Origin of the sequence: Streptomyces flaveus, from assembly GCF_014647675.1 — a bacterium.
GTDB lineage: Bacteria > Actinomycetota > Actinomycetes > Streptomycetales > Streptomycetaceae > Streptomyces > Streptomyces flaveus.
In genome coordinates this window covers 142,669-165,726 of the sequence record NZ_BMPQ01000018.1, presented here as the reverse complement: position 1 = coordinate 165,726, position 23,058 = coordinate 142,669, and the positions used below count along the sequence as shown (strand labels likewise).

The 23,058-nt window shown below is 69.9% G+C and carries 23 protein-coding genes and 1 pseudogene; 15 read left to right on the top strand and 9 right to left on the bottom strand.

The features are described 5' to 3' along the window. Nucleotides 1–51 precede the first annotated feature (51 nt). Complete coding sequence (locus IEZ21_RS29930) at nt 52–996, top strand: C40 family peptidase (protein ID WP_246568264.1); 945 nt, start codon at nt 52–54, stop codon at nt 994–996. A 275-nt stretch (nt 997–1,271) separates the two neighbouring features. Further along, complete coding sequence (locus IEZ21_RS29925; RefSeq protein ID WP_189324964.1) at nt 1,272–1,997, top strand: phosphatase PAP2 family protein; 726 nt, start codon at nt 1,272–1,274, stop codon at nt 1,995–1,997. Nucleotides 1,998–2,022: 25 nt separating this feature from the next. Here the strand turns inward: IEZ21_RS29925 and IEZ21_RS29920 are convergent, their stop codons facing one another. Then, nucleotides 2,023–3,588, bottom strand: coding sequence for an FAD-binding oxidoreductase (locus tag IEZ21_RS29920; RefSeq protein WP_189324963.1), 1,566 nt, complete (start codon nt 3,586–3,588; stop codon nt 2,023–2,025). A gap of 397 nt (nt 3,589–3,985) precedes the next feature. Between IEZ21_RS29920 and pstS the strand changes: the two genes are divergently transcribed. The 4 genes from pstS (at nt 3,986) to pstB (ending at nt 8,104) form a co-directional block, all read left to right on the top strand. Next, the gene (gene pstS, locus IEZ21_RS29915) at nt 3,986–5,116 is read left to right on the top strand and encodes a phosphate ABC transporter substrate-binding protein PstS (protein ID WP_189324962.1); all 1,131 of its coding nucleotides are present in this window, start codon (nt 3,986–3,988) and stop codon (nt 5,114–5,116) included. A gap of 104 nt (nt 5,117–5,220) precedes the next feature. Next, nucleotides 5,221–6,222 carry a phosphate ABC transporter permease subunit PstC gene (gene pstC, locus IEZ21_RS29910; protein ID WP_189324961.1) on the top strand — a complete coding sequence of 334 codons (1,002 nt, stop codon included), beginning with the start codon at nt 5,221–5,223 and terminating at the stop codon, nt 6,220–6,222. Then, nucleotides 6,219–7,277, top strand: coding sequence for a phosphate ABC transporter permease PstA (pstA, locus tag IEZ21_RS29905; RefSeq protein ID WP_189324960.1), 1,059 nt, complete (start codon nt 6,219–6,221; stop codon nt 7,275–7,277). The genes pstC and pstA overlap by 4 nt, the downstream gene beginning before the upstream one ends. 50 nt (nt 7,278–7,327) lie before the next feature. Beyond that, nucleotides 7,328–8,104: a phosphate ABC transporter ATP-binding protein PstB gene (pstB, locus tag IEZ21_RS29900; protein ID WP_033328600.1), complete on the top strand. Its 777-nt coding sequence runs from the start codon at nt 7,328–7,330 to the stop codon at nt 8,102–8,104. A gap of 592 nt (nt 8,105–8,696) precedes the next feature. Here the strand turns inward: pstB and IEZ21_RS29895 are convergent. Then, complete coding sequence (locus IEZ21_RS29895; RefSeq protein ID WP_189325005.1) at nt 8,697–8,861, bottom strand: hypothetical protein; 165 nt, start codon at nt 8,859–8,861, stop codon at nt 8,697–8,699. Between the two features lie 131 nt (nt 8,862–8,992). Between IEZ21_RS29895 and IEZ21_RS29890 the strand changes: the two are divergent. Next, a pseudogene (locus IEZ21_RS29890) lies at nt 8,993–9,833 on the top strand (SCO4651 family lipoprotein). A gap of 122 nt (nt 9,834–9,955) precedes the next feature. Beyond that, a complete protein-coding gene (locus IEZ21_RS29885) occupies nt 9,956–10,159 on the top strand; it encodes a hypothetical protein (protein ID WP_189324959.1) in 204 nt (67 codons plus the stop codon). 122 nt (nt 10,160–10,281) lie between these two features. Here IEZ21_RS29885 and IEZ21_RS29880 read toward each other — a convergent pair whose 3' ends face one another. Further along, complete coding sequence (locus tag IEZ21_RS29880) at nt 10,282–10,638, bottom strand: metal-sensitive transcriptional regulator (RefSeq protein WP_033324320.1); 357 nt, start codon at nt 10,636–10,638, stop codon at nt 10,282–10,284. Between the two features lie 248 nt (nt 10,639–10,886). On the opposite strand from IEZ21_RS29880, the gene IEZ21_RS29875 reads away from it, so the two are divergent. Beyond that, nucleotides 10,887–11,507 carry a DUF47 domain-containing protein gene (locus tag IEZ21_RS29875; RefSeq protein WP_189324958.1) on the top strand — a complete coding sequence of 207 codons (621 nt, stop codon included), beginning with the start codon at nt 10,887–10,889 and terminating at the stop codon, nt 11,505–11,507. Between the two features lie 7 nt (nt 11,508–11,514). Beyond that, nucleotides 11,515–12,513 (top strand): inorganic phosphate transporter, encoded by a 999-nt coding sequence (locus tag IEZ21_RS29870; RefSeq protein WP_033324316.1) that lies wholly within the window; start codon nt 11,515–11,517, stop codon nt 12,511–12,513. A gap of 39 nt (nt 12,514–12,552) precedes the next feature. Here the strand turns inward: IEZ21_RS29870 and IEZ21_RS29865 are convergent, their stop codons facing one another. The 6 genes from IEZ21_RS29865 to IEZ21_RS29840 form a co-directional block, all read right to left on the bottom strand. After that, complete coding sequence (locus IEZ21_RS29865; protein ID WP_189324957.1) at nt 12,553–12,975, bottom strand: NUDIX hydrolase; 423 nt, start codon at nt 12,973–12,975, stop codon at nt 12,553–12,555. A 14-nt stretch (nt 12,976–12,989) separates the two neighbouring features. Further along, nucleotides 12,990–14,015, bottom strand: coding sequence for a CHAD domain-containing protein (locus tag IEZ21_RS29860; protein ID WP_189324956.1), 1,026 nt, complete (start codon nt 14,013–14,015; stop codon nt 12,990–12,992). Then, nucleotides 13,996–16,374, bottom strand: coding sequence for an RNA degradosome polyphosphate kinase (locus tag IEZ21_RS29855; RefSeq protein WP_189324955.1), 2,379 nt, complete (start codon nt 16,372–16,374; stop codon nt 13,996–13,998). The genes IEZ21_RS29860 and IEZ21_RS29855 overlap by 20 nt, the downstream gene beginning before the upstream one ends. 107 nt (nt 16,375–16,481) lie before the next feature. Continuing rightward, entirely contained in the window at nt 16,482–17,477 is a 996-nt protein-coding gene (locus IEZ21_RS29850) for an ABC-2 membrane transporter-related protein (protein WP_189324954.1), read from the bottom strand. Then, complete coding sequence (locus IEZ21_RS29845) at nt 17,474–18,367, bottom strand: ABC transporter ATP-binding protein (RefSeq protein ID WP_189324953.1); 894 nt, start codon at nt 18,365–18,367, stop codon at nt 17,474–17,476. The genes IEZ21_RS29850 and IEZ21_RS29845 overlap by 4 nt, the downstream gene beginning before the upstream one ends. Beyond that, nucleotides 18,364–18,777, bottom strand: coding sequence for a GntR family transcriptional regulator (locus IEZ21_RS29840; protein WP_246568248.1), 414 nt, complete (start codon nt 18,775–18,777; stop codon nt 18,364–18,366). The genes IEZ21_RS29845 and IEZ21_RS29840 overlap by 4 nt, the downstream gene beginning before the upstream one ends. A gap of 134 nt (nt 18,778–18,911) precedes the next feature. Here IEZ21_RS29840 and IEZ21_RS29835 point away from each other — a divergent pair, with 134 nt between their 5' ends. From IEZ21_RS29835 to IEZ21_RS29815, 5 genes are all read left to right on the top strand, one after another. Next, nucleotides 18,912–19,454 carry an RNA polymerase sigma factor gene (locus IEZ21_RS29835; protein ID WP_189324951.1) on the top strand — a complete coding sequence of 181 codons (543 nt, stop codon included), beginning with the start codon at nt 18,912–18,914 and terminating at the stop codon, nt 19,452–19,454. Between the two features lie 56 nt (nt 19,455–19,510). Then, on the top strand, nt 19,511–20,368 hold the full coding sequence (locus tag IEZ21_RS29830) for a zf-HC2 domain-containing protein (RefSeq protein WP_189325002.1): 858 nt from the start codon (nt 19,511–19,513) through the stop codon (nt 20,366–20,368). Continuing rightward, nucleotides 20,368–20,535, top strand: coding sequence for a hypothetical protein (locus IEZ21_RS29825; RefSeq protein WP_189324950.1), 168 nt, complete (start codon nt 20,368–20,370; stop codon nt 20,533–20,535). Before IEZ21_RS29830 ends, IEZ21_RS29825 begins: the two co-directional genes overlap by 1 nt. Before the next feature lie 97 nt (nt 20,536–20,632). Further along, nucleotides 20,633–21,511, top strand: a complete 879-nt coding sequence (locus IEZ21_RS29820) for an ABC transporter ATP-binding protein (protein ID WP_189325001.1) — start codon at nt 20,633–20,635, stop codon at nt 21,509–21,511. Then, nucleotides 21,508–23,058, top strand: a complete 1,551-nt coding sequence (locus IEZ21_RS29815; protein ID WP_189324949.1) for an ABC transporter permease — start codon at nt 21,508–21,510, stop codon at nt 23,056–23,058. The genes IEZ21_RS29820 and IEZ21_RS29815 overlap by 4 nt, the downstream gene beginning before the upstream one ends.

Sequence of the window (23,058 nt, the reverse complement as noted above, 5' to 3'; positions counted from 1 at the left end):
AAAGTGTGGGTGGCCAGTGGCATCGCGGTCGGGCTCGGGCTGAGCCTCGTGATGCTGCTCGTCGTCGGGGTGTACATCGTGGCTGGAAACCTTGCCAACGGTGTGGGTAAGGGGAGTGTCGGGCTCGCCAAGGGGGCCGTGCCGGGGGCGTACCAGGCATTGGTTCAGAAGTGGGGAAACCTGTGCCCCGCCATCAACCCCGCGCTGCTCGCCGCTCAGCTCTACCAGGAGAGCGGCTGGGATCCTGACGTCACCAGCCACGCCGACGCGCGCGGCATCGCCCAGTTCATCCCCGGCACCTGGGCCACCCACGGCATCGACGGCGACGGGGACGGGGACCGTGACATCTGGGATCCGAATGACGCGATTCCATCGGCCGCTTCGTACGACTGCAAGCTCGCCTCGTACGTGAAGGACGCGCCCGGCGACCCGACGAAGAACATGCTCGCCGCCTACAACGCGGGGGCGTATGCCGTCATCAAGTACGGGGGCGTGCCGCCGTACAAGGAGACACAGAACTACGTCAAGACGATCACCACGCTGCAGGACAGCTTCGCCGCGCCGGTTGGCCGCGTGCAGCCCTCACAGCAGGCGGCAGGGGCGATCGGCTACGCGCAGAAGAAGCTCGGGACGCTGTATCTGTGGGGCGGCAACGGTACCGCTGACCAGGGCGGACGCTTCGACTGCTCGGGGCTGACGAAGGCCGCGTACGAGAGTGTGGGGATCGAGCTGCCGCGCGTCGCGAACGATCAGTACAACGCCGGGCCGCACCCGAAGCGGGAGGAACTGCTGCCGGGCGATCTGGTGTTCTTCTCGGACGACCTCACCAATTCCCGCGCCATCCGGCATGTGGGCATTTACGTGGGCGGCGGATACATGATCAACGCGCCGCGGCCGGGGGCCGTGATCCGGTTCGACCCGATCGATACGCCCGACTACTTCGGGGCGACCCGGGTCACCGAGGACGGCGCGAAAGCGTTGCCGACTCCGGTGTGATCTGGCCGGATCCTTCCGTTACTGCCTGTTACAGTCGCCCTCTGGTCAGCCTCTGAGCTGCGGGAATGTGTCTCTCTTCGATAACGTCTGCGTGATCATTCGGTGGACTGTGGAACGTAGAGATGGGGACCATGCGTTCCATGGACGTACGACTGGCGGACGAGTGACGGACGACTGAAGTACGACGTAGCCGACCACGGGGGTTGATGGCGCGGCGCAGCGGAAAGCTGCGCCCGAATGCACGATGAAGATCATGACGAAGGGGCCGCTGCACCATGGCTGCACTCGCCGAATCCGGGTCGAACCCCGACGTCGACTTGCTCTACGACATCAACGGACTCGCCAAGGACGCCCCCGGCTGGTTCGACGGGATCATGAAGTTCGTGGGTGAGTGGGGGATCCTGCTCGCCATGGTGCTGCTGGTGCTGTGGTGCTGGTGGACCGTACGGCGTCGGGGTGGCGAGGACGCCGCCTCCTCCGTGGCCGCGCTGATGTGGGCGCCGCTGGCGGCGGGCATCGCGGTGCTGGTGAACGTGCCGATACGGGGCTTTGTGGAGCGGCCCCGGCCCTTCCGTGAGCACGAGGGACTCGAGGTCCTCATCGGCGGCAAGACCGACTACTCGTTCGTGAGCGATCACGCGACACTCACCATGGCGATGGCTGTCGGATTGTTCATCGCGAACCGGAAGTTCGGGCTCCTGGGGCTCGGGCTCGCGTTGGTCGAGGGCTTCCTCCGGGTCTATATGGGCGTGCACTACCCGACCGACGTCATCGGCGGGTTCGCCCTGGGGACGGCCGTCGTGCTGCTGCTCTCGCCGCTCGCCATGGCGCTGTTGACGCCGGTGACCCGGACTGTGGAGCGGTCGGCCCGGGTGGGGTGGATGATTCGGGCTCGCGGGAACTCCCCTGATGAGGACGACGATGAGGGCGAGGAACAGGTGATATCCGGGGCCCGGGCCGGTGCTGAGGCCGATGCGGAGGAGCGGGACCTCGCGGCGTAGGGCGATGCAGAGGCCCGCCACCCGTCTACAGCGCCTGCGGGTACGCGAAGAACCCGTCCGGGTCGTACCGCTTCTTCAGCTTCGTCAGCCGGTTCGCCGCCGGCCCGTAGTACGCCGTACGCCAGTCCTTGAGCGTCGCGTCCGTGTAGTTCTGGTACGCCGCCCCCGAAGCGTGGCGCCTCATCGAGGCGTGGGCGTCGGCGAGCCACAACTGGGCCGCCGAACCGGAGGTCCCCGCGCGCCAGGACGCGATGTACTGGGCCAGCACGCGGGAGCGGCGGTGCACGAAGGCCGTTGCCGTGGGGGTCACGCGGTTGATCTCGCCGCCGAGCGCCGTCAGCTGAATGGTGGCCGCACCGCCCCGTACCGACTCCATCTGGTTCAGCAGCGTCTGGATCCCCGTTGTCGAGATCGCGCGGTCGAAGAAGTCCGAGCGGCCCGCGTACGTCTCGCGGCTCAGCGCGCCCTCGGGGGAGCGGCCGGGGGTCGTGCCGGGCAGATGGCACTGGGCGTCGGAAGTGAAGGAGGAGCAGCCCGCGTACACCTCCATCGACTCCTCGTACGAGCGCCGTTTTAGGAAGGTGTTGCCGGGCTGGGCGCCGATCCGGTCGGCCAGGCGGTCCACCGCGTTCTGCAGCTCGCCGTGCGTGCCGAGGGAGAAGGCGGAGATCGAGATGGTGGGGCCCGTGCCGGCCGCGCTCGAGAGGTGGGCCGAGGACCAGATCTCGTCGGGCTGGTCCGGGCCCCACTCCTGCCAGGCCGCGAGCACGGCGGCGGCCCTGGACCAGGGCCAGGTCAGGTTCGCGGTTATTGCTTGGGGAGCCGGGTGGGTGCGGAAACGCAGCTCGGTGACGACGCCGAAGTTGCCGTTGCCCGCGCCGCGCAGCGCCCAGAAGAGGTCCTTGTTCTCGCCGGCGTCGGCGGTCAGCTCCTTGCCGTCGGCGGTGATCAGCGTGGCCCCGGTGAGGCTGTCGCAGGTCAGGCCGTACGCGCGCGAGACCACACCATGGCCGCCGCCGAGCGTGAGGCCCGAGACGCCGACGCTCGGGCACGAGCCGGCCGGGATCGTGACGCCCTTCGCGGCGAGCGCGCGGTAGACGTCGATCAGCTTGGCGCCCGCGCCGATGACCGCCTCGTTGCCCGAGGTGCGGACCTTGGCGATCTTCGATACGTCGACGATGAGGCGGCCGTTGCCCGAGGACCAACCGGCGTAGGAGTGGCCGCCGTTGCGGATGGCGACGGGGATCTTGTGGGTGCGGGCGTACGACAGTGTCGTACGGACGTCCTGCGCATGGGCGACGTAGGCGACGGCCGTCGGCTTCAGCGAGTCGAAGCGCGTGTTGTAGAGCTGGCGGGCGGCTGCCCAGTCGGCGTCGTCCGGGCGGACCAGGCCGCCGTCCAGATCCTTGGCGAGGCCCGCCAGGTCGGCCGCGACCGACCCGGTCTGCGTCCCGCTCTGCGTCCCGATCGGCGTACTTGACGTGCGGGCCCCCTCGGTGGACTGCGGCTCGGACCCGTTGCCGCTGCACCCTGCGGTGACCGCGGCGGCGAGGGCCGCCGTGCCTCCGCCTACGAACGTGCGCCGTCGCATGCGTGCCTCCCGTGGTTTCACGTGGAACGAGACGGGTCCCCGGAGGCGAGGGTTCCATCTCCGGCAATGACTTGGAGGCGGGGAGGTGCGGAAACCCTCACGTGCTCTCCCTGTGAGCATTCCGTGACCTCACCGCACTGACGGCAGGGGTTCACCTTCCGTTCACTCACGGCCATCGGCCGCTTCACTTCTCCTGCCTAATTTCGGACTTACGCGGTGCGTGCTGCGAGCGGAGGTTTGCTCACGTATCACTCGAATTCGGTGGTACGTACGCTATATCGGTACGTATTGGCAAGTACGACGTTGGCAAGTACGACGGCAGTCTCCTGCGGACGAGGGGCTGCACCACGACTTCGCACGCCGCCTGTGAGGCGGCTCCTGGAAGGAACTCCCGAAAGTGAAGCTTCAGCGCAAGAACCGGCTTCGCGCCCTTTCCCTCGGTGCTGTCGCCGTCTCCAGCGCCCTGGCCCTGACGGCGTGCGGCTCCGACGACACCGGCGCCGACCCCGGAACCGGCGACGGCGCCAGCGCCCAGGCCGGCAACATCAAGTGTGACGACGCCCAGGGGCAGCTGCTCGCCGACGGTTCGTCCGCGCAGAAGAACGCGATGGACGCCTGGATCAAGCAGTTCTCGGTCGCCTGCAAGGTGCAGATCAACTACAAGGCCGGCGGCTCGGGCGCCGGTGTCACGGCGTTCACCCAGGGGCAGGTCGCCTTCGCGGGTTCCGACTCCGCGCTGAAGCCCGAAGAGGTCACCGCCTCCAAGAAGCAGTGCGAGGGCGGCCAGGGCATCAACCTCCCGATGGTCGGCGGCCCGATCGCCGTCGGTTACAAGCTCTCCGGCGTCGACAACCTGGTCCTGAACGCGGACACCCTGGCCAAGATCTTCGACAGCCAGATCACCACGTGGAACGACCCGGCGATCGCGAAGCTGAACCCCGACGCCAAGCTGCCCTCCACCAAGATCCAGGCCTTCCACCGCTCGGACGAGTCCGGCACCACGGACAACTTCACCAAGTACCTCAAGGAAGCCGCCCCCGACGTCTGGGGCAAGTACGAGGGTGGCAAGGCCTGGGAGGCCAAGGGCGGCCAGTCCGCTCCGCAGTCCTCCGGTCTCGCCGCGCAGGTGAAGCAGACCGAGGGCGCCATCGGCTACATGGAGCTGTCGTACGCCAAGGAGGGCATGAACACGGTCGACCTCGACACGGGCGCGGGCACGCCGGTCGAGGCCACCGTCGACAACGCCAGCAAGGCCATCGCCGCCGCCAAGCAGGTCGGCACCGGCAGTGACCTGGCGCTGGAGCTGGACTACGCGACCAAGGCCGAGGGTGCCTACCCGATCGTCCTGGTCACGTACGAGATCGTCTGCGACAAGGGCAACAAGGCCGACACCCTGCCCGCCACCAAGGCGCTCCTGCGCTACATGGCGAGCGAGGACGGCCAGAAGATCCTCGCCGAGAACGACTACGCGCCGATGCCCCAGGAGATCATCGCCAAGGTCCGTACGACCGTCGAGGGTCTGAGCTGACCTGAGTGCGGCCCGGTCCCGTTCGACCGGGCCGGGCCGCATCGTCCGGTGCACCGCCGCCAGGAGCCGCTCAGCATGGGCGGCTCCGCAGACCGGAGAACCCGATGGGTATACCAACACAAGACACAGTGCCTCCCCCCGCCAAGCCATCCGCGACCGAACAGAAGCGAGCGGCCCGCGGCGCCACCCGGCCCGGAGACCGGATCTTCCTCGGTCTCACCCGCGGTTCCGGCATCCTGCTGCTGGTGATCATGGCCGCCATCGCGGTCTTCCTCACCTACCGCGCCACACTCGCGATCAGCAAGGACGAGGGCAACTTCCTCACCACCTTCGACTGGAACACCTCCGCCGACCCGCCGGTCTTCGGCATCGCAGTCCTGGCCTTCGGCACGGTGGTCTCCTCGGTCATCGCCATGGTCATCGCGGTTCCGATCGCGGTGGCCATCGCGCTGTTCCTCACGCACTACGCCCCGCGCCGCCTCAGCGGTCCCATCGCGTACGTGATCGACCTGCTCGCCGCGGTGCCGTCCATCGTGTACGGCCTGTGGGGCGCCCTCGTCCTCGTACCGCATCTGAACGGCCTCTACAGCTGGCTGGACGCATACCTCGGCTGGACCGGCATCTTCGAGTGGCAGGGCGGCGCCCCGCGCTCGATGCTCACCGTCGGCATCCTGCTCGCGATCATGATCCTGCCGATCGTCACGAACGTGAGCCGTGAGGTCTTCCGCCAGGCCCCGAAGATGATCGAGGAGGCGGCTCTCGCCCTCGGTGCCACCCGCTGGGAGGTCATCCGCATGGCCGTCCTGCCCTTCGGTCGCTCCGGCGTGATCTCCGCCTCGATGCTCGGCCTCGGCCGCGCGCTCGGCGAGACGATGGCCGTGGCCACCGTGCTGTCGCCGGACTTCCTGATCCACACCAGCCTGCTCGACCCGGGCGGCGGCACCTTCGCCCAGAACATCGCCAGCAAGTTCAGCGAGGCGACGGACTTCGGCCGGGACGCGCTCATCGCCTCCGGTCTGGTCCTGTTCGTCATCACCCTGCTGGTCAACGGTGCGGCCCGCGCGATCATCGCCCGCCGCAAGGAGTACTCGGGGGCCAACGCATGAGCCACGCAGTCGTCACCGACAAGCGCCCCAGCACCCTGCGCGGCGCCAGCCTCCCCAAGTGGTTCGCCTGGGCGACCGCAGCGGGCTCCCTCGCCCTCGCCGTCGGCATCGGCCTGGCGGCCGGCCTGCACAGCAAGGTCCAGTGGGGCCTGATCGCCTCGATCCTCTTCGTCCTCGGTACGTACGTCATCTCCGCGAAGGTCGAGGGCCCGCGGCAGGCCAAGGACCGCGTCGCGACCTCCGTGGTCTGGGTGGCCTTCCTGCTCGCCGTCGTCCCGCTGGTCTCCCTGGTCTGGACGACCGTCTCGCGCGGTGTGAAGGTCCTCGACGGCTACTTCCTGACCCACTCGATGGGTGTGGTCGCGGACGACGAGGTGGGCGGCGGTATCTACCACGCCATCCTCGGCACCGCACAGCAGGTCGGCCTCGCCACCCTGATCGGTGCGCCGATCGGTGTGCTCACCGCGATCTACCTGGTGGAGTACGGGCGAGGCAAGCTCGCCAAGTCCGTCACCTTCTTCGTCGACGTCATGACGGGTATCCCGTCGATCGTCGCGGGTCTGTTCATCCTCAGCCTCATGCTGATGCTCGACATGAGCTACTTCGGCTTCGCCGGATCGCTCGCGCTGGCCATCCTGATGATGCCGGTCGTGGTCCGCTCCACCGAGGAGATGCTCAAGCTCGTGCCGAACGAGCTGCGCGAGGCCTCCCTCGCGCTGGGCGTCCCCAAGTGGCGCACCATCCTCAAGGTGGTCGTGCCGACCTCTCTCGGCGGCATCACCACCGGCATCATGCTGGCGGTAGCCCGTATCGCCGGTGAGACCGCACCCATCCTGCTGCTGGTGTTCGGCGGCAACTTCATCAACTCGAACCCGTTCGAGGGCCCGCAGCAGGCGCTGCCGCTCTACATCTACCAGCAGTACGGGGCAGGCTCGAGCGCGGGGTACGACCGTGCCTGGGCGGCCTCGCTCGTGCTGATCGCCATCGTGATGATCCTCAACCTCGCGGCCCGCGGCATCGCCCGCTGGAAGGCCCCGAAGGCGGCTGGTCGCTGACGCGGCCATACAGCGACCGGACTGAACTCCCGAAAGAAGCAGTGATCCCCATGGCCAAGCGAATCGACGTAAGCGGTCTGACCGCCTACTACAGCGCCCACAAGGCGATCGACGACATCTCCATGACCGTCGAGCCCCGCTCCGTGACGGCCTTCATCGGCCCGTCCGGCTGCGGCAAGTCGACGTTCCTGCGCACCCTGAACCGTATGCACGAGGTCACCCCCGGTGGCCGCGTCGAGGGCAAGGTGCTGCTCGACGACGAGGACCTGTACGGGTCCGGGGTCGACCCCGTCGCCGTACGCAGCACCATCGGCATGGTCTTCCAGCGGCCCAACCCCTTCCCCACGATGTCGATCTTCGACAACGTCGCGGCGGGGCTTCGGCTCAACGGCTCGTACAAGAAGGCCGAGCTGGCGGACGTCGTCGAGAAGTCCCTCAAGGGCGCGAACCTCTGGAACGAGGTCAAGGACCGCCTGAACAAGCCCGGTTCGGGGCTGTCGGGTGGTCAGCAGCAGCGCCTGTGCATCGCGCGGGCGATCGCGGTCGAGCCGCAGGTGCTGCTGATGGACGAACCCTGCTCCGCCCTCGACCCGATCTCGACGCTCGCGATCGAGGACCTGATCGGGGAGCTGAAGGAGCGCTTCACGATCGTCATAGTGACGCACAACATGCAGCAGGCGGCTCGTGTCTCGGACCGCACCGCCTTCTTCAACCTCTCGGCGGTCGGCCAGCCCGGCAAGCTCATCGAGATCGACGAGACGGAACGGATCTTCTCCAACCCGTCCGTCCAGGCGACCGAGGACTACATCTCCGGCCGCTTCGGCTGACGCCAGACTCCTCGCGGTGCTGCATGGCGGTGCCACCGCGAGGTCGAAAGGGCCCGCCCCTGGCTTCCGGGGGCGGGCCCGTCGTTTCTGGGGGCTGTGCCCCCAGACCCCCTTCGGGGCTCCGCCCCGAGCCCCTTGACAGGTTGTGTGTCGACTGCGGGCCGTCTGTGGTTGGTCGCGCAGTTCCCCGCGCCCCTGGGGTGGGTGGTGGGTGCGGGGTCGTGGGCCGGTGCGTCAGCCCGTCGCAGGGCGGGCATACGGCCCTGGCCTGGTACAAGGTGCAGGTTCTCCGAGACCGGAGCTAAGCGACGGGCATACGACGCACCGGCCCACGACCCCTCCCGCCGGAGGGCAAGTGGCGGGTCCGTCGGGGTGCGGGCTTCCCCGGAGCGCCGGGGTTGCTCGGGGCCCGGGGAGTCGCAGGCTTTGGCTTTTCAGGGGCGCGGGGAACTGCGCGACCAGCCACGACGCACCCGCAGCCGCGACACGCAGTGTCACCCCCACCCCCTGGCGGGGGGCCTGGGGGCGCAGCCCCCCACGCGGCGGAGCCGCAAATTGATACAGCCGGGAAGGGGTGGGCTTGTTCGGAGCCCTAATGGGACGCGGTCGCGTGGTCCTCCGCATCCCTGCGTGCCAGGCTCCGTGCCCGTCGTGCCGGGCCCCGCCAGCCACAGATGCAGCGGGCCACGCAGAAGCGGCCCTGATCGACCGTCGTCGTGCGGTGTTCCGGAGGGTCGGCCTCGGCCTGCTCTGCCACGTTCACCACCGTACAGAGTCTGAGTAAACGTTTACGCAAGGCGTGTCGCGGCGTGACGGCGCCCCTGACGCGTCGTTAAGGGCAACAACAGGAGGCGCGCGGAGGACGGCCCGGCTGGGGGTAGGCAGGCGATGGTGGAGCGGCAGCACAGGCGAGGGGGCGGGGCGGTCGCCCTGGCCGCCGCGGCGGCGGGGCTGATGGTGTGCGCCACCGGGTGCTCGGGCAGCGGGGCCGCCGCCGAGGACACGCGCGTCGCCACCCCCCCCGGTCGAGGTGCTGCGGCAGGCCTCCAAAAACCTGGTGCGGGCGGGCAGTTCCAAGGCGCATACGTCGATGGAGATGGCCACCGGCGGCACCCGCGTGACCATCCGCGGCAAGGGCGTCTACGACTACCGGCGGCAGGTCGGCCGCCTGAAGGTGCGCCTCCCCCAGGACCCGGCCGGCACCGCCGGGCACCGCCCGATCACCGAACTCCTCGCACCCGGCGCCCTCTACATGAAGAACCGCGGAGCCGGAGTGCCCGCCGACAAATGGGTCCGCGTCGACACGGCCACCCTCTCCGACGGCAACCTCGTCACCGGCGGCGCCACCGATCCGTTCGCCGCCGCCGAACTGCTGCGGGGTACGCGCAAGGCGACGTACGTGGGGAGGACGAGCGTCGCGGGCACACCCGTACGGCACTATCGCGGCACTGCCGACCTCGGCGAGGCGGCGGAGCGGGCCTCGGACGGCAACCGCGGACCCCTGCGGGCGGCGGCGAAGGGGTTCGCCACGGCCGACGTCCCCTTCGACGCCTACCTCGACGAACAGGGGCGCATCCGGAAGCTCCGGAACCGCTTCAGCTTTGTGAACGGGCAGCAGGAGGGTACGGTCGCGGTCGCCTCGACGATGCTGCTGTACGACTTCGGGGCCCCCGTCGACGTACGACTGCCGGAGGCCGGGGACATCTACGCGGGAAAGATCGCCGAGTAGCCGGAGCCCGCGCGGAGCCCCGGACGGCCGGAATGTGCAGGGCCGGAAATGGTCCGTTGGTGCCATGCGCCGTGTGTAGGCCGCTCCCTACTCTAGGAAGTCGGTGACGGCAGGAAGAGGTGATGCACGTGGCTCCGGCGCGCGGTACGGCAGTTCAGGACCACGTGGCCCTCGCCGAGATCGAGCTGTGCGGCGACCTGATCATCGCGGCCTCGGCCGCCCGTGAGGACCGGCTCAGCCCCGACCGCATCGACGAGGTGCTGAAGCTGGCCGAGGAACGCTTCCTGGAGGAGTACGGAGAACAAGGCCAGGACGCCGACGGGTAATACCGAGCACGGCCGCGCCCCTAAGGAGGCCGCAGGTCTCTTAGGGGCGCGGGGAACTGCGCGACCAGCCCCCACCGGCCCGTAGACAAGGCACCGGCCTTTACGGTTCAGCCCCCGGAGGGTCACGTACGCAACAGCCGCCCGATCGCCTTCGTCGCCTCCTCCACCTTGGCGTCGATCTCCGCGCCGCCCTTGACGGCCGCGTCCGCGACGCAGTGGCGGAGGTGCTCCTCGAGGAGCTGGAGGGCGAAGGACTGGAGGGCCTTCGTGGAGGCGGAGACCTGGGTGAGTATGTCGATGCAGTAGACGTCCTCGTCGACCATCCGCTGCAGTCCGCGGATCTGGCCCTCGATCCGGCGCAGGCGCTTGAGGTGCTCGTCCTTCTGCTTGTGGTAGCCGTGGATCCCGCGGTCGTGGTCGGTCACCACGTCCGGTGCGCCCTCGGAGGGCGCGGTTTCTCCGGCCTCGGTGGTCGTCATCGCGTCCTCCTGCTGCTCGCTCCGGCGAACCTGTCCGGTCCGTCGGTTACGTATACCCCTGCTGGGTATATCGTAACGAATTTTGCTGGGTATAGGGCCCTTGGCCGATACCCCCGGTGGACCACTCAATGGACCCTGTGCGGAGCACTTTGCCTGATGAGTGACACTGGAGGACGGCCCGTTCCCCGTGGTCGGCTGATGCACCTAGCATCAGCCTGGCCGAAACCGAAGCAATCCGAGGACCCCACGTGCGATTTCGTCTGACCCCCAGGGAGACGAGCTTCTACGACATGTTCGCCGCCTCCGCGGACAACATCGTCACGGGCTCCAAGCTCCTGATGGAACTGCTCGGGGCCGATGCCCCCGGCCGGGCCGAGATCGCCGAGCGTATGCGGGCCGCGGAACATGCCGGTGACGATGCCACACACGCGATCTTCCACCAGTTGAACTCCTCGTTCATCACGCCGTTCGACCGCGAGGACATCTACAAACTCGCGTCGTGCCTCGACGACATCATGGACTTCATGGAGGAGGCCGTCGACCTGGTCGTCCTCTACAACGTCGAGGAGCTTCCGAAGGGCGTGGACCAGCAGATCGAGGTACTGGCGCGGGCGGCCGAGCTGACGGCCGAAGCCATGCCGAATCTGCGCACGATGGACAACCTCACCGAGTACTGGATCGAGGTCAACCGCCTGGAGAACCAGGCCGACCAGATCCACAGAAAGCTTCTTGCGCACCTGTTCAACGGCAAGTACGACGCCATCGAGGTGCTCAAGCTCAAGCAGATCGTGGATGTGCTCGAGGAAGCGGCGGACGCGTTCGAGCACGTGGCGAACACGGTGGAGACCATCGCCGTCAAGGAGTCCTGACCTCTCCATGGACACCTTCGCTCTGGTCGTGACCATCGGGGTCGCGCTCTTCTTCACGTACACCAACGGCTTTCACGATTCGGCGAACGCGATCGCGACGTCCGTGTCGACGCGGGCGCTGACACCGAAGGCCGCACTCGCGATGGCCGCGGTGATGAACCTCGTGGGTGCCTTTCTGGGCAGCGGGGTCGCCAAGACGGTCAGCGAGGGGCTGATCTCCACGCCTGAGGGCTCGAAGGGGATGGGGATCCTCTTCGCGGCACTCGTCGGCGCGATCACCTGGAACCTGATCACCTGGTACTTCGGCCTGCCGTCCTCCTCTTCCCACGCCCTGTTCGGTGGCATGGTCGGTGCGGCTCTGGCAGGCGGTACGACCGTCTACTGGTCCGGTGTGCTGGAGAAGATAGTCATCCCGATGTTCGTCTCGCCGCTGGTCGGTCTGGTCGTGGGCTATCTGGTGATGACCGCGATCATGTGGATATTCCGCCACTCGAATCCCCACAAAGCGAAGCGCGGTTTCCGTATAGCGCAGACGGTGTCGGCGGCGGGGATGGCACTCGGGCACGGCCTCCAGGACGCGCAGAAGACGATGGGCATCGTGGTGATGGCGCTGGTCATCGCGGATGTCGAGGACTACGGCGACCCGATACCGGTGTGGGTGAAGGTGGCCTGCGCGGTGATGCTGTCGCTGGGCACGTACGCGGGGGGCTGGCGCATCATGCGGACGCTCGGCCGCAAGATCATCGAGCTCGATCCGCCTCAGGGTTTCGCCGCGGAGACGACCGGGGCGTCGATCATGTTCGTCACGGCCTTCCTCTTCAAGGCGCCCATCTCCACGACCCACATCATCACGTCGGCGATCATGGGTGTGGGTGCGACGAAGCGGGTGAATGCCGTGCGCTGGGGGGTCGCCAAGAACATCGTTCTCGGCTGGTTCATCACGATGCCGGCGGCGGCGCTGGTCGCTGCGCTGAGCTTCTGGGTTGTGAACCTGGCGTTTCTGTAGGGGCGAACCCTCAGCCCCGCCCCCTCTTGAAGGGGCGCGCTACGCGTGGCGCAGTACCGCCAGCAGTTCGTCCACCAGCACTTGATCGCGAGGCTGAGTGAGCCGCTCCCTGGCCTCGGCCGGAGGTAGCCAGCGGATGCGGTCCACCTCGTCGTTGGGGGTGAAGTGGCCCTCGGTCGCCTCTGCTGCCCAGTAACTGACTTCCTTGGGGCGGCCGTTCGCCAGATAGCGCACCGTGGGCAGACGGGGGCCGGGTGCGCAGCCGAAGCCGGTCTCCTCCTCGACCTCCCGTACCGCCCCCGCGAGCGGGTCCTCGCCGTGCTTCAGCTTGCCCTTCGGATGGGACCAGTCGTCGTACCTCGGCCTGTGGACCAGGCAGATCTCCAGTTCGCCGTCGACGGGTGAGCGGCGCCACAGGACGCAGCCCGCCGCGAGAACGGGGTTGCCGTCGGTCGTCTGCACAGTCCCTCCCTGGGTCACGAAGTACCGACTGTTTCCCTCAACCAGGCCCGCTGGAACGCGAACCGGGCCGCTTCCACCTCGTGTCGCTGATCTGCGTGCAGCACCCCGAGCGCGTATGCCGTCGCCGGGGCTATTCGCGGGGTACGGGCCGCCGATGCCGCCGCCGTGGCCGCCTCCGCCGCGTCACGGTGCCGGTCGAGGGCCTGGCCCGAGTCCAACAGGCGTACGTCTACGGGGGCTTCGGTGCCGTACAGGACCTCACGGGCGTAACGGTGCAGGCGCAGCAGGAGGCGGACCTGGTGCCAGGGGGCGTCCTGGGGGTGCGGGGCCGGGTCGGCGGAGAGGCCGTGGACGAGGGCTTCCGAGTTGTACGGGTGGCCCGCGCTGACCAGGGGCAGTTGGGTGATGGCGTCGGTGAGGCGGTCCTCCGCGGCTGCCGCGAGCGGCTTGAGGTGGGCGGTGGTCGCGGCCGGGCTCAGCGGGACCTCGCTGGCCAGCACGGCGACGTTGTCCGCGACGGCGTGGAAGCGGCTCGAGCCGAGTGCCTGGAGGGCCGCCGAGTGCGCACGCGTGCGGGCCAGGGTCAGCTGGCGTTCCAGGAGGGCGCCCGCTTTTGCCGCGCCCACGGTGAGGTTGCTCTTCTCCTCGCGCGCCCCCGACGGCACCTGGGCCGGAATCGGGGACGGGCCCGACAGCCGGTGCAGCGCCTCCAGAAGCCGGTCGAGGCGTGCCGCGTACGCGTGCTCGCGCGCCAACGTGCCCGACAGCCAGGCCAGTTCGGGGCGTATGCCCTCCGACCAGTCCGTGTCCAGGAGCGGGCGGAAGGTGTGGAGCGTGCCGCTGATGCGGCGGGCCGAGCGGCGCAGGGCGCGGGCCGCGTCGACGGTCTCCTCCGCGCCGTTGCCGTGGGACGCCGTGCCGCCCGTCTCGCGGTGCTGGCGCAGCGCGCGGAGGAACTCCGTGGCCTGGGCCTGGAGGTAGGCCTCCAGGGTGTCCCCGGCCACGGAGCCGGCCGCACGGTCAAGGTGTTGCTTTGCCACGCCGGCGCCTCCGGGCGTCAATGAGCGTCTCCTGGACGTTGCGCAACTGCTGGCCGTCGCCGTCGGCCGCGTGGCGGGTCCACTCGCCGTCGGGGCCGAGGTGCCAGGAGGAGGTCGTGTCGGACATGCCGGTTTCGAGGAGCCGGTTGAGCGAGGCCCGGTGGGCCGGGTCCTTGACCCGGACCAGGGCCTCGATCCGGCGGTCGAGGTTGCGGTGCATCATGTCGGCGCTGCCGAACCACACTTCCGGCTCGCCGCCGTTGCCGAAGGCGAAGATGCGGGAGTGTTCGAGGAAGCGGCCGAGGACGGAACGTACTCGTATGTTCTCGGACATGCCGGGCACGCCGGGCCGCACCGCGCAGATGCCCCGCACCCACACGTCCACCGGGACGCCCGCCTGGGAGGCGCGGTAGAGGGCATCGATGAGTGCCTCGTCCACCATCGAGTTGACCTTGATACGGACGTACGCGGGACGTCCGGCGCGATGGTGCTGCGCCTCCTTGTTGATCCGCGCGATCAGGCCGTCGCGCAGGGACTTGGGGGCGACGAGGAGACGGCGGTAGGTCTCGCGGCGGGAGTAGCCGGAGAGCCGGTTGAAGAGGTCGGAGAGGTCCGCGCCGACCTGCGCGTCGGCGGTCAGCAGGCCGAGGTCCTCGTACAGGCGGGCCGTCTTCGGGTGGTAGTTGCCGGTGCCCACATGGGAGTAGCGGGCCAGCGTCTCGCCCTCCTGGCGGACCACCAGCGACAGCTTGCAGTGCGTCTTCAGGCCGACGAGCCCGTACACGACATGGCAGCCCGCCTCCTCCAGCTTGCGGGCCCACTTGATGTTGGCCTGCTCGTCGAAGCGCGCCTTGATCTCGACCAGGACGAGGACCTGCTTGCCGGACTCGGCGGCGTCGATGAGGGCGTCGACGATCGGCGAGTCGCCGGAGGTGCGGTACAGCGTCTGCTTGATCGCGAGCACGTCCGGGTCGGACGCGGCCTGCTCCAGGAACGCCTGCACGGAGGTGGAGAAGGAGTCGTACGGGTGGTGCAGCAGGACGTCGTGCTCACGCAGGGCGGCGAAGATGTCCGGCGCCGACGCCGACTCGACCTCGGCGAGATCGCGATGGGTGCCCGCGACGAACTTCGGGTACTTCAGCTCGGGCCGGTCGAGACGGCTGATGCCGAAGAGACCGGTGAGGTCCAGAGGGCCGGGCAGCGGGTACACCTCGGCCTCGGAGACCTTCAGCTCACGCCTCAGAAGATTGAGGACGTACGGGTTGATGGACTCCTCGACCTCCAGGCGCACCGGTGGCCCGAAGCGGCGCCGCATGAGTTCCTTCTCCAGAGCCTGCAGCAGGTTCTCGGCGTCGTCCTCCTCGACCTCCAGGTCCTCGTTGCGGGTGACCCGGAACATATGGGTCTCCAGGACCTCCATCCCCGGGAACAGCTCCTCCAGGTGGGCCGGCGCGGAAATCACGTCCTCCAGGGGGACGTAACGGCCGGGCGAGGCCTCCAGGAAGCGGGACAGCAGAGGCGGGACCTTGACGCGGGCGAAGTGGCGGTGACCGGAGATCGGGTTGCGGAGGTCGACCGCGAGGTTCAGGGACAGGCCCGAGATGTACGGGAAGGGGTGCGCCGGGTCGACCGCGAGGGGGGTGAGGACCGGGAAGATCTGGTTGCGGAACAGCGTGAAGAGCCGGGCCTGCTCCTTCTCCGTCAGCTCGCTCCAGCGGACCAGGTGGATGCCCTCCTCCGCGAGCTGGGGGGCCACGTCCTCCTGGTAGCAGGCGGCGTGCCGGGCCATGAGCTCACGGGAGCGGGCCCAGATCATCTCCAGCACTTCGCGCGGCTGCAGGCCGGAGGCGGAGCGGGTCGCGACGCCGGTCGCGATACGCCGCTTCAGGCCGGCCACGCGGACCATGAAGAACTCGTCCAGGTTGCTGGCGAAGATCGCGAGGAAGTTCGCCCGCTCGAGGAGGGGCGTGTCCGGATCCTCGGCGAGTTCCAGTACGCGCTCGTTGAACGCGAGCCAGCTGCGCTCCCGGTCCAGGAAGCGGTTCGGCGGGAGCTGGGGGCCGACGCCGTCGGTCTCCTCGTACGCGTCGAGGTCGGCGTCGAGGTCGGGCTCAAGGTCGGAGACCACGGCCGACACGGTGTGCGGGCGGTGCGCGGCGATGGAGCCGACGGAGGGCTGGGCGTGCTGGACCTGGATGTCGGGCTGCGTCATGAACCCATTGTTCCGCGCCGGAACGGAAACGGGCGCGTCATAAGGAGCGGGAGGGAGCGCGGCGACGAACTGGAGGCCCCTGTTCTCCTGTACGGGCGAGGGCTCGTTCTCCGGGGGAGGCGACGGCTCGGGGACGGAGGGGTTCATTGGCTGAGCGTCGCAAGCTTGTCTGAATCGGCGGTTACGGCGACATGACGTGCGGGACATGGAGGGGCGTCTCCCGGGGGTCCGCACCCCCGGGAGACGGGTACGCCCTACCCCCGTGAGGGCGTACGACGCCGCAGCAGCCAGAAGGCGCCGGCGGTGGCGAGGGCCGCGACGGCCAGCGCGATGCCGGCGTCCATGAGCTGGAGCGGCCAGTGGTGGGACTGGGGATGGAAGACGGTGTAGTGCCCGGTGACGTCCCCTTCCTTCAGGCAGCCCGGGCCCGGCATGTCGCGGCAGGGATAGCTCTCGCTCCGCTCGCCGGAGGTGAGCACGTATCCGCTGCTCATGTGGAGGGCCGTTTGCGGCAGCTGGTACCCGTCCGGGTCGGAGACCGTCACGGACGAGGTGGGCCACAGGTTCCACCGGTACCAGTCCATGAGGTTGAAGAAGGCCAGGGCGGCGGCGAAGCCGAGGCCGGCGGCGGGCAGGGCCCTTCTTGTGACCATCCCGGCGAGCGCCCCGAGGGCGAGGCCCGCGAGGGGATACGTGACGGCGGTCGGGCCGGTGGTGATGAAGGTGTTGCTGAAGTACCAGTCCAGGGCCAGGTCGGGGCCGCCGTCCTGGCGGGCCCAGACGTTCAGCAGGACGGCCGTGGTGGTGCCGGCGGTCAGCAGCAGGGCCGGGACGGCGAGTTTGGCGGCGAGCCAGCGCAGCGGGGTGACCGACTGGGTCCAGGCCAGTCGCGCGGTGCCGCTCTCCAGCTCCCGGCCGATGAGCGCGCCGCCGGCCCAGGCGCCGACGGGGAACATCAGGTACGACAGTGCCTCGGCCGTCAGCGACACGAGGCGGCGGTACGTCTTGTCGTCGAAGGTCGACGCGGTGAGGTTGAGGCAGTACGCGGAAGGGCTGCAGGGGCCGGTGCTCGCGCGGGCGTCGTCCCCGATGACGTACATCCAGACCATGGCGGCCGCGAAGGCCACGAGGGCGGCGCCCCCGACGTACAGCGCCGTGCGGTGCAGGCGCAGCACCGACCAGGTCAGGCCGCGTGGTGCGAACCGGCTGCGGAGGCGGGCGGCCGTCGGGGAGGCGGCGAGGGCGGTCATGCGGCGGCCTCCCGGGCGGGGTCGAGGGTCAGCGCGGGGGCGTCCGGGCTGCGGAGGTGGGCGAGGACCAGCTCTTCGAGGGACGGCTCGGCGGTCTGCCAGGCGCCGTCCAGCGGTCCGGCCGCGCGGACGAGGGCGGAGAGGTGGCGGCCCGTGGTGCGGGACTCGACGACGGTGTGCGGTGCGAGGGTGTCGAGGGCGCCGGCCGGGCCGGTGAGCAGGGTGTGCGCGGCGAGCAGGTCCTCCAGCGGGCCCGCGAGGCGCACCCGGCCGGCGCCGAGCAGCAGCAGGAAGTCGCAGGAGCCCTCGAGTTCGGCGACGACGTGCGAGGACATCACCACCGTGGTGCCGCTCTCGGCGGCCTCGGCGAGCAGGGTGCCCATCAGTTCGTGACGGGCCAGCGGGTCGAGGTCGGCCATCGGCTCGTCCAGGAGGAGGAGTTCGGGGCGCTTGCCCAGAGCGAGGGCGAGCGCGACGCGGGTGCGCTGGCCGCCGGAGAGGGAACGGACGCGCGTCTTGGGGGCCAAGTCCCCTTGTGCGACGACTCGTTCGGCCACGGTCGCGTCCCACCGGCCGGGGTTGAGCTCCTGGCCGAGGCGCAGCGTGTCAGCGACGGTGAGCTGGGGGTGCAGGGGCTTGTCCTGGGCGACGTACGCGATGCGCGGACGGGCCTCGGTGGGGTGCGTGCCGAGCACGGTGAGCGAACCCTCGGTCGGCCCGAGCAGGCCGGCGGCGACGGCGAGTAGCGTGGACTTGCCCGCGCCGTTGGGGCCGACGACCGCGCAGACGCGTCCGGCCGGGAGCTGGAGGGTGCAGTCGCGCAGCGCCCACTTTCCTCGCCGCCCGAACCGTTTGCTCAGCGCGGCCGCCTCAATGGCGGTGTCGGTCATGCCGGTTCCCCCTTGTTGTTCTTGAACCGTTGGTCGTCGTTGAACTGCTCGTCGAGTACGGAGGCGAAGAGCGCGGCCACGTCCTCCCGCTCCAGGCCCTCCGCGCGGGCGCGGGCCGTCCAGTCGGACAGCTCGGCCTTCAGCGGTGAGCCCGCCGGGGCGGCGCCCAAGGAGCGCCGTACGAATGTGCCGAGGCCGCGCCGCGCCTCGACCAGGCCCTCGCGCTCCAGTTCGCGGTAGGCCTTCAGGACGGTGTTCGGATTGATGGCGGTGGCCTCCACGACCTCGCGGGCCGTGGGGAGTTTGTCGCCGGGTTCGAGCAGGCCCAGGCGGAGCGCCTGCTTGGTCTGCTGGACGATCTGGACGTAGGTGGCGACGCCAGTGCGCCGGTCGATGCGGTACGCGACCACTCGGACAACCACCCTTTCACTAATTGAGTAGTGAAAGGGTGGTGCAGGATGCGGGTTCATGTCAAGCAGAAGCCGGTGCCAAGGTTTTCCGGAACGCCGTGAACCGATCGGCGGGGCTCGTCCGATGAAGGGTCGTGAGGGAAACGAGAAGCGACGGAGAGCTGCTGCGGGTCATCGCGGCGGACGGGGACCGGCGCGCCTTCGAAGAGCTGTACCGGCGGTACGCGCCCTGGCTCGCCGCGCGGCTGCGCGGCCGGTGTTCGGACGCCGGGATAGTCGACGACGTCGTACAGGAGACCTTTCTCGCGGTGTGGCGGGGCAATGCCCGGTACCGCGAGGAAGGCGACGTGGCCGGCTGGCTTTGGCGGATCGGGTCGCGTCGGCTGATCGACATCCTGCGGGGCGACGGGGCGCGGGGGCGGATGCGGCAGGCGCTGGCGCGGCTGCGGCACCGGGACGAGGCGTCCGCGGAGGAACGCGTGCTCGCGGGGGTCGAGCACGGAGACCTCGCGGGCGCCCTCGTCCGGCTGTCGCCGGAGCTCAGGGCGGTCCTCCAGGCCACCGTCATCGACGGACTGACCACCCGGGAGGCGGCCGTCCTGCTCGGCATTCCGCCGGGGACGGTCAAGACACGAGCCCTGCGGGCCCGGAAGCAGCTGCGGGAGGCGCTGGCATGAGCGACATGAGCAATAGCGACATGAGCAATATGGACGGCACGAGCGGCATGAGCGGCATGACCTGGCATGTGGCGGAGGACGACCTCCGCGCCTATGTACGGGGCGAGTTGGCGCCGCCCGTGCTCTGGGCGGCCGACACGCATCTCGTCGCCTGCGCGCCCTGCCGGGCGGCGCTCGCCGAGGTGAGCGACCCGGTCGCCCTGGACGAGGGCTGGGAGCGGCTGGACGCCGAACTGGACGCGCCGCGGCTCGGGTTCATCGAGTCGCTGCTCGTACGGATCGGGGTCGCCGACCACACGGCGCGACTGCTCGCCGCCACGCCCGTGCTGCGGCTGTCCTGGCTGGGCGCGGTCGCCGCCTTGCTGGTCATGACGGTGGTGGCCGCCAACTCCGTACGAGCGTCGGAGACACCGACGCTCTTCCTCGCCCTCGCGCCGCTGCTGCCCCTCGCCGGGGTCGCGTTGTCCTACGGGCCCGCGCTGGACCCGACGTACGAGATGACCGTCGTCGCTCCGATGCACGGCTTCCGCCTGCTGATGATCCGCACGCTCGCCGTGCTGGCCGTCGGGCTCGGCCTCAACGGCCTTGCGACGCTCGCGCTCCCCTCGTACGGACTGCGGGCCCTGGCCTGGCTACTGCCCGCGCTCGCCCTCACCGCGACCGGGCTCGCTCTGGCCTCCCGGCTGGGGCCGGTCCTCGCTCCTGGGCTGGTCGCCGGGGTGTGGGTCGCGGTGCTGGTGATCGCGGAGGCGCAGACCGAGGGGACCCTCGCGCCGTACACGGTGGCCGGGCAGGGTGTGGCGGCTGTGGTCTCCGCGTTCGCCGTCGGGCTCCTCTATCTCAGCCGCGACCGTTTCGACTCGACTTCCGCGCGCACACCGTTCGCGGGCTTTCAGGATGGAGGTGCGGCGTGATGTCCGACGCCACCCGCAGGAGGCTCAAGCTGCTCAAGGCCGCCGCGCTGATGGTCGCCTCGGGCGTCCTCCGGCTGCTGCAAGTCGTCGCCGTCGTGGTCTCGGGGACATCCCGCCAGGGATCCTCCTCGTCCTCGTCCTCCTCCGACAGCGGAGGTGATGGATGAGAGCCGCCGCTGCCGCTCTCCGGCGCCGCGTGCCGGCCGCCGCCGTCCCCACGCTTCCGCTCTCTTCCACAGGAGTCCACGCATGACCGACCTGTCCATGCCGCCCACGGTGTCCGCCGCCGGGCTGACCCTCCGCTACGGCAGCACAGCCGCCCTCGACGACGTGTCGCTGCGGCTCGGCGCGGGCGTCACCGGGCTCCTCGGGCCCAACGGAGCGGGGAAGACCACCCTGTTGCGGGTGCTGGCCACCGCCGTGCCCGCCGACCGGGGTGCCTTCACGGTGCTCGGGCACGACCCGAGCACGACGGCCGGGCGGCAGAACGTGCGGCGCGCGCTGGGCTATCTCCCGCAGATGCCCGGCTTCCACCCGGACTTCACGGCCTTCGCGTTCGTCGACTACGTGGCGATCCTGAAGGAGATGACCGACCGTGCGGCACGGCACCGCGAGGTGCGGCGCGTGCTCGACGAGGTCGACCTCGGGGACGTACGCGGCAAGCGCATCCGCAGGCTGTCCGGCGGGATGCGGCAGCGGGTCGCGCTGGCGGCCGCGCTCGTCGGAGACCCCGGCTTCCTCGTCCTTGACGAGCCGACGGTCGGCCTCGACCCCGAACAGCGCATGCGGTTCCGGGAGTTGATCGCGTCGGCGGGCGAGGGGCGTACGGTCCTGCTCTCCACGCACCAGACCGAGGACGTGGCCATGCTCTGCCACCGCGTGATCGTCATGGCCGGCGGCCGCGTCCGCTTCGAGGGCACACCGGCCGAGCTCACCGCGCGGGCGGACGGGCGGGTGTGGAGCAGTGCGGAACGGGACCCGGGCGCGAGAGCCGGCTGGCGTACGGGCACGGGGTCCTTCCGCAACGTCGGGCATCCGCCGGAGGGCGCCACCCTCGTCGAACCCACCCTGGAGGACGGCTACTTGCTCACCCTCGACCCCTCGGACGCCGCCTCGGCCTCATCCTCGGAGGTGACCGCGTGAGCACGCTGACCGAGGCCCGTCCCACGTCCGTCGTCGCCGCGCCCGAACCTCGGCGCTGGGCCGCCGTGTTCGCCCTCGCCCGCTTCGAGGCGCGCGAACTGCTGCAGCAGATACCGGTGTTGTTCTTCTCCCTCCTGTACGTCGGCTACCTGGGCATACGGGTGTGGACGTCCGACCGCGAGGGCATGAACGACTTCCCCGTGCTCCAGGACGTCGACCGCGCCACCCAGATGCCCCCGATGCTCATCGCGGTCGCCATGCTCATCAGCGTCAACCGGGCCGTGCTGCGTTCCCGCAGGCGTGGCACCGACCGGCACTTCGACGTACTGGTCATGGAGCCGTGGCGGCGCACGGTGGCGCACGCCCTGTCGGTCGTGCCGTTCGCCGTCGCCGTCGCACTGGCCGTGGCCGGACAGTTCACCTGGCAGGCCCTGAAGCCGGGCGCGCTCGGGCACGGCTCGTACGCCGAACTGGCCGTGGCCCCGCTGTCGGTGCTGCTCCTGGGTGTCCTCGGCGTCCTGCTCGCCCGGCTGATCCCGTCCTCCTTCGCCGTGCCGCTCCTGGCGCTCGGCGGCTTTGTCGGCACCACGCTGCTGACCGCGGGCGTGGGCGATCCGCGCTGGCTTCGCTGGGCGTGGCCGGTCGCCTCCGAGTCCCAGTCCGACCCGCTGCCCTCCGACCTGCTCGGCCGTCCCGCCGCCTGGCACGTGCTGTATCTGGTGGGGCTGACCGTGCTGCTGCTCTGCCTCGCGGTACTGGTCGGCGGGGGCCGGGCGCGGCTGGTCAAGGCGATCGCCGTCGGCTCGGCGGCGCTGACCCTGACGGGTGCGGTGGCCCAGTCCGTGGGTGACTCGCCCGCGCTGACCGCGGCCCGGGTGCGGGCCTCGGTGACCCCCGAGAAGGACCAGACGTGCATACGGCACGACCGGTCGACGTACTGCGCGTTCCCCGAGTGGACCGGGCGCACCGAGGACTGGGCCGGCACCGTCCGGCGCGTGCAGTCCCTCGCGGGCGGCGCCGCCGGGGGGACCCCGCTCACGGTCCGCCAGCGCGTCGAGGCCCGCGACTACGGCCTCGGCCAGGCCTCGACGTTCGACCCTTCCCGTACGCCGGGGGAGGTCACCGTAGGCACGCGCTGGGGCGGCAACCGGATCCCCGAGTTCGCCGTCGGTGTCGCCTCCGTGCTGGTCGCGGGCGACGAAGAGGCGGCCGGGCAGTTGTGCGACGCCCGGACGGTCGTGGCGATGTGGCTGGCCCTCGGCTCCGAGCCCGACCCGATGACGTCGTTGAAGAACGTCCGCCTGGACGACAGCGTCTCCGGTTCCGCGATCGTCCTTGCTCCGACGCATCCGCTCTCCATGTCCGCCCCACAGACCGACGTCGTACGGGAGATGCTCGAGCGCCCGCGCTACAGCATCACGGCGAAAGTGAAGGCTCACTGGACGGAGCTGACGTCACCGAAGACGTCCACGGCGCGGGCGGCCGAGCTGCTGGACGTGCCGGTGCCGCAGGACAAGGAGAAGGAGGAGGACGAGTGCGGGGCGTGA

Bases quoted from the DNA above. Each gene is read 5' to 3' on its own strand.
- IEZ21_RS29930 (WP_246568264.1), top strand. From the start codon at position 52: ATGCTGCTCGTCGTCGGGGTGTACATCGTGGCTGGAAACCTTGCCAAC.
- IEZ21_RS29925 (WP_189324964.1), top strand. From the start codon at position 1,272: ATGGCTGCACTCGCCGAATCCGGGTCGAACCCCGACGTCGACTTGCTC.
- IEZ21_RS29920 (WP_189324963.1), bottom strand. From the start codon at position 3,588: ATGCGACGGCGCACGTTCGTAGGCGGAGGCACGGCGGCCCTCGCCGCC.
- pstC (WP_189324961.1), top strand. From the start codon at position 5,221: ATGGGTATACCAACACAAGACACAGTGCCTCCCCCCGCCAAGCCATCC.
- pstA (WP_189324960.1), top strand. From the start codon at position 6,219: ATGAGCCACGCAGTCGTCACCGACAAGCGCCCCAGCACCCTGCGCGGC.
- pstB (WP_033328600.1), top strand. From the start codon at position 7,328: ATGGCCAAGCGAATCGACGTAAGCGGTCTGACCGCCTACTACAGCGCC.
- IEZ21_RS29885 (WP_189324959.1), top strand. From the start codon at position 9,956: ATGCACGTGGCTCCGGCGCGCGGTACGGCAGTTCAGGACCACGTGGCC.
- IEZ21_RS29880 (WP_033324320.1), bottom strand. From the start codon at position 10,638: ATGACGACCACCGAGGCCGGAGAAACCGCGCCCTCCGAGGGCGCACCG.
- IEZ21_RS29870 (WP_033324316.1), top strand. From the start codon at position 11,515: ATGGACACCTTCGCTCTGGTCGTGACCATCGGGGTCGCGCTCTTCTTC.
- IEZ21_RS29855 (WP_189324955.1), bottom strand. From the start codon at position 16,374: ATGAACCCCTCCGTCCCCGAGCCGTCGCCTCCCCCGGAGAACGAGCCC.
- IEZ21_RS29850 (WP_189324954.1), bottom strand. From the start codon at position 17,477: ATGACCGCCCTCGCCGCCTCCCCGACGGCCGCCCGCCTCCGCAGCCGG.
- IEZ21_RS29845 (WP_189324953.1), bottom strand. From the start codon at position 18,367: ATGACCGACACCGCCATTGAGGCGGCCGCGCTGAGCAAACGGTTCGGG.
- IEZ21_RS29830 (WP_189325002.1), top strand. From the start codon at position 19,511: ATGACCTGGCATGTGGCGGAGGACGACCTCCGCGCCTATGTACGGGGC.
- IEZ21_RS29825 (WP_189324950.1), top strand. From the start codon at position 20,368: ATGTCCGACGCCACCCGCAGGAGGCTCAAGCTGCTCAAGGCCGCCGCG.
- IEZ21_RS29820 (WP_189325001.1), top strand. From the start codon at position 20,633: ATGCCGCCCACGGTGTCCGCCGCCGGGCTGACCCTCCGCTACGGCAGC.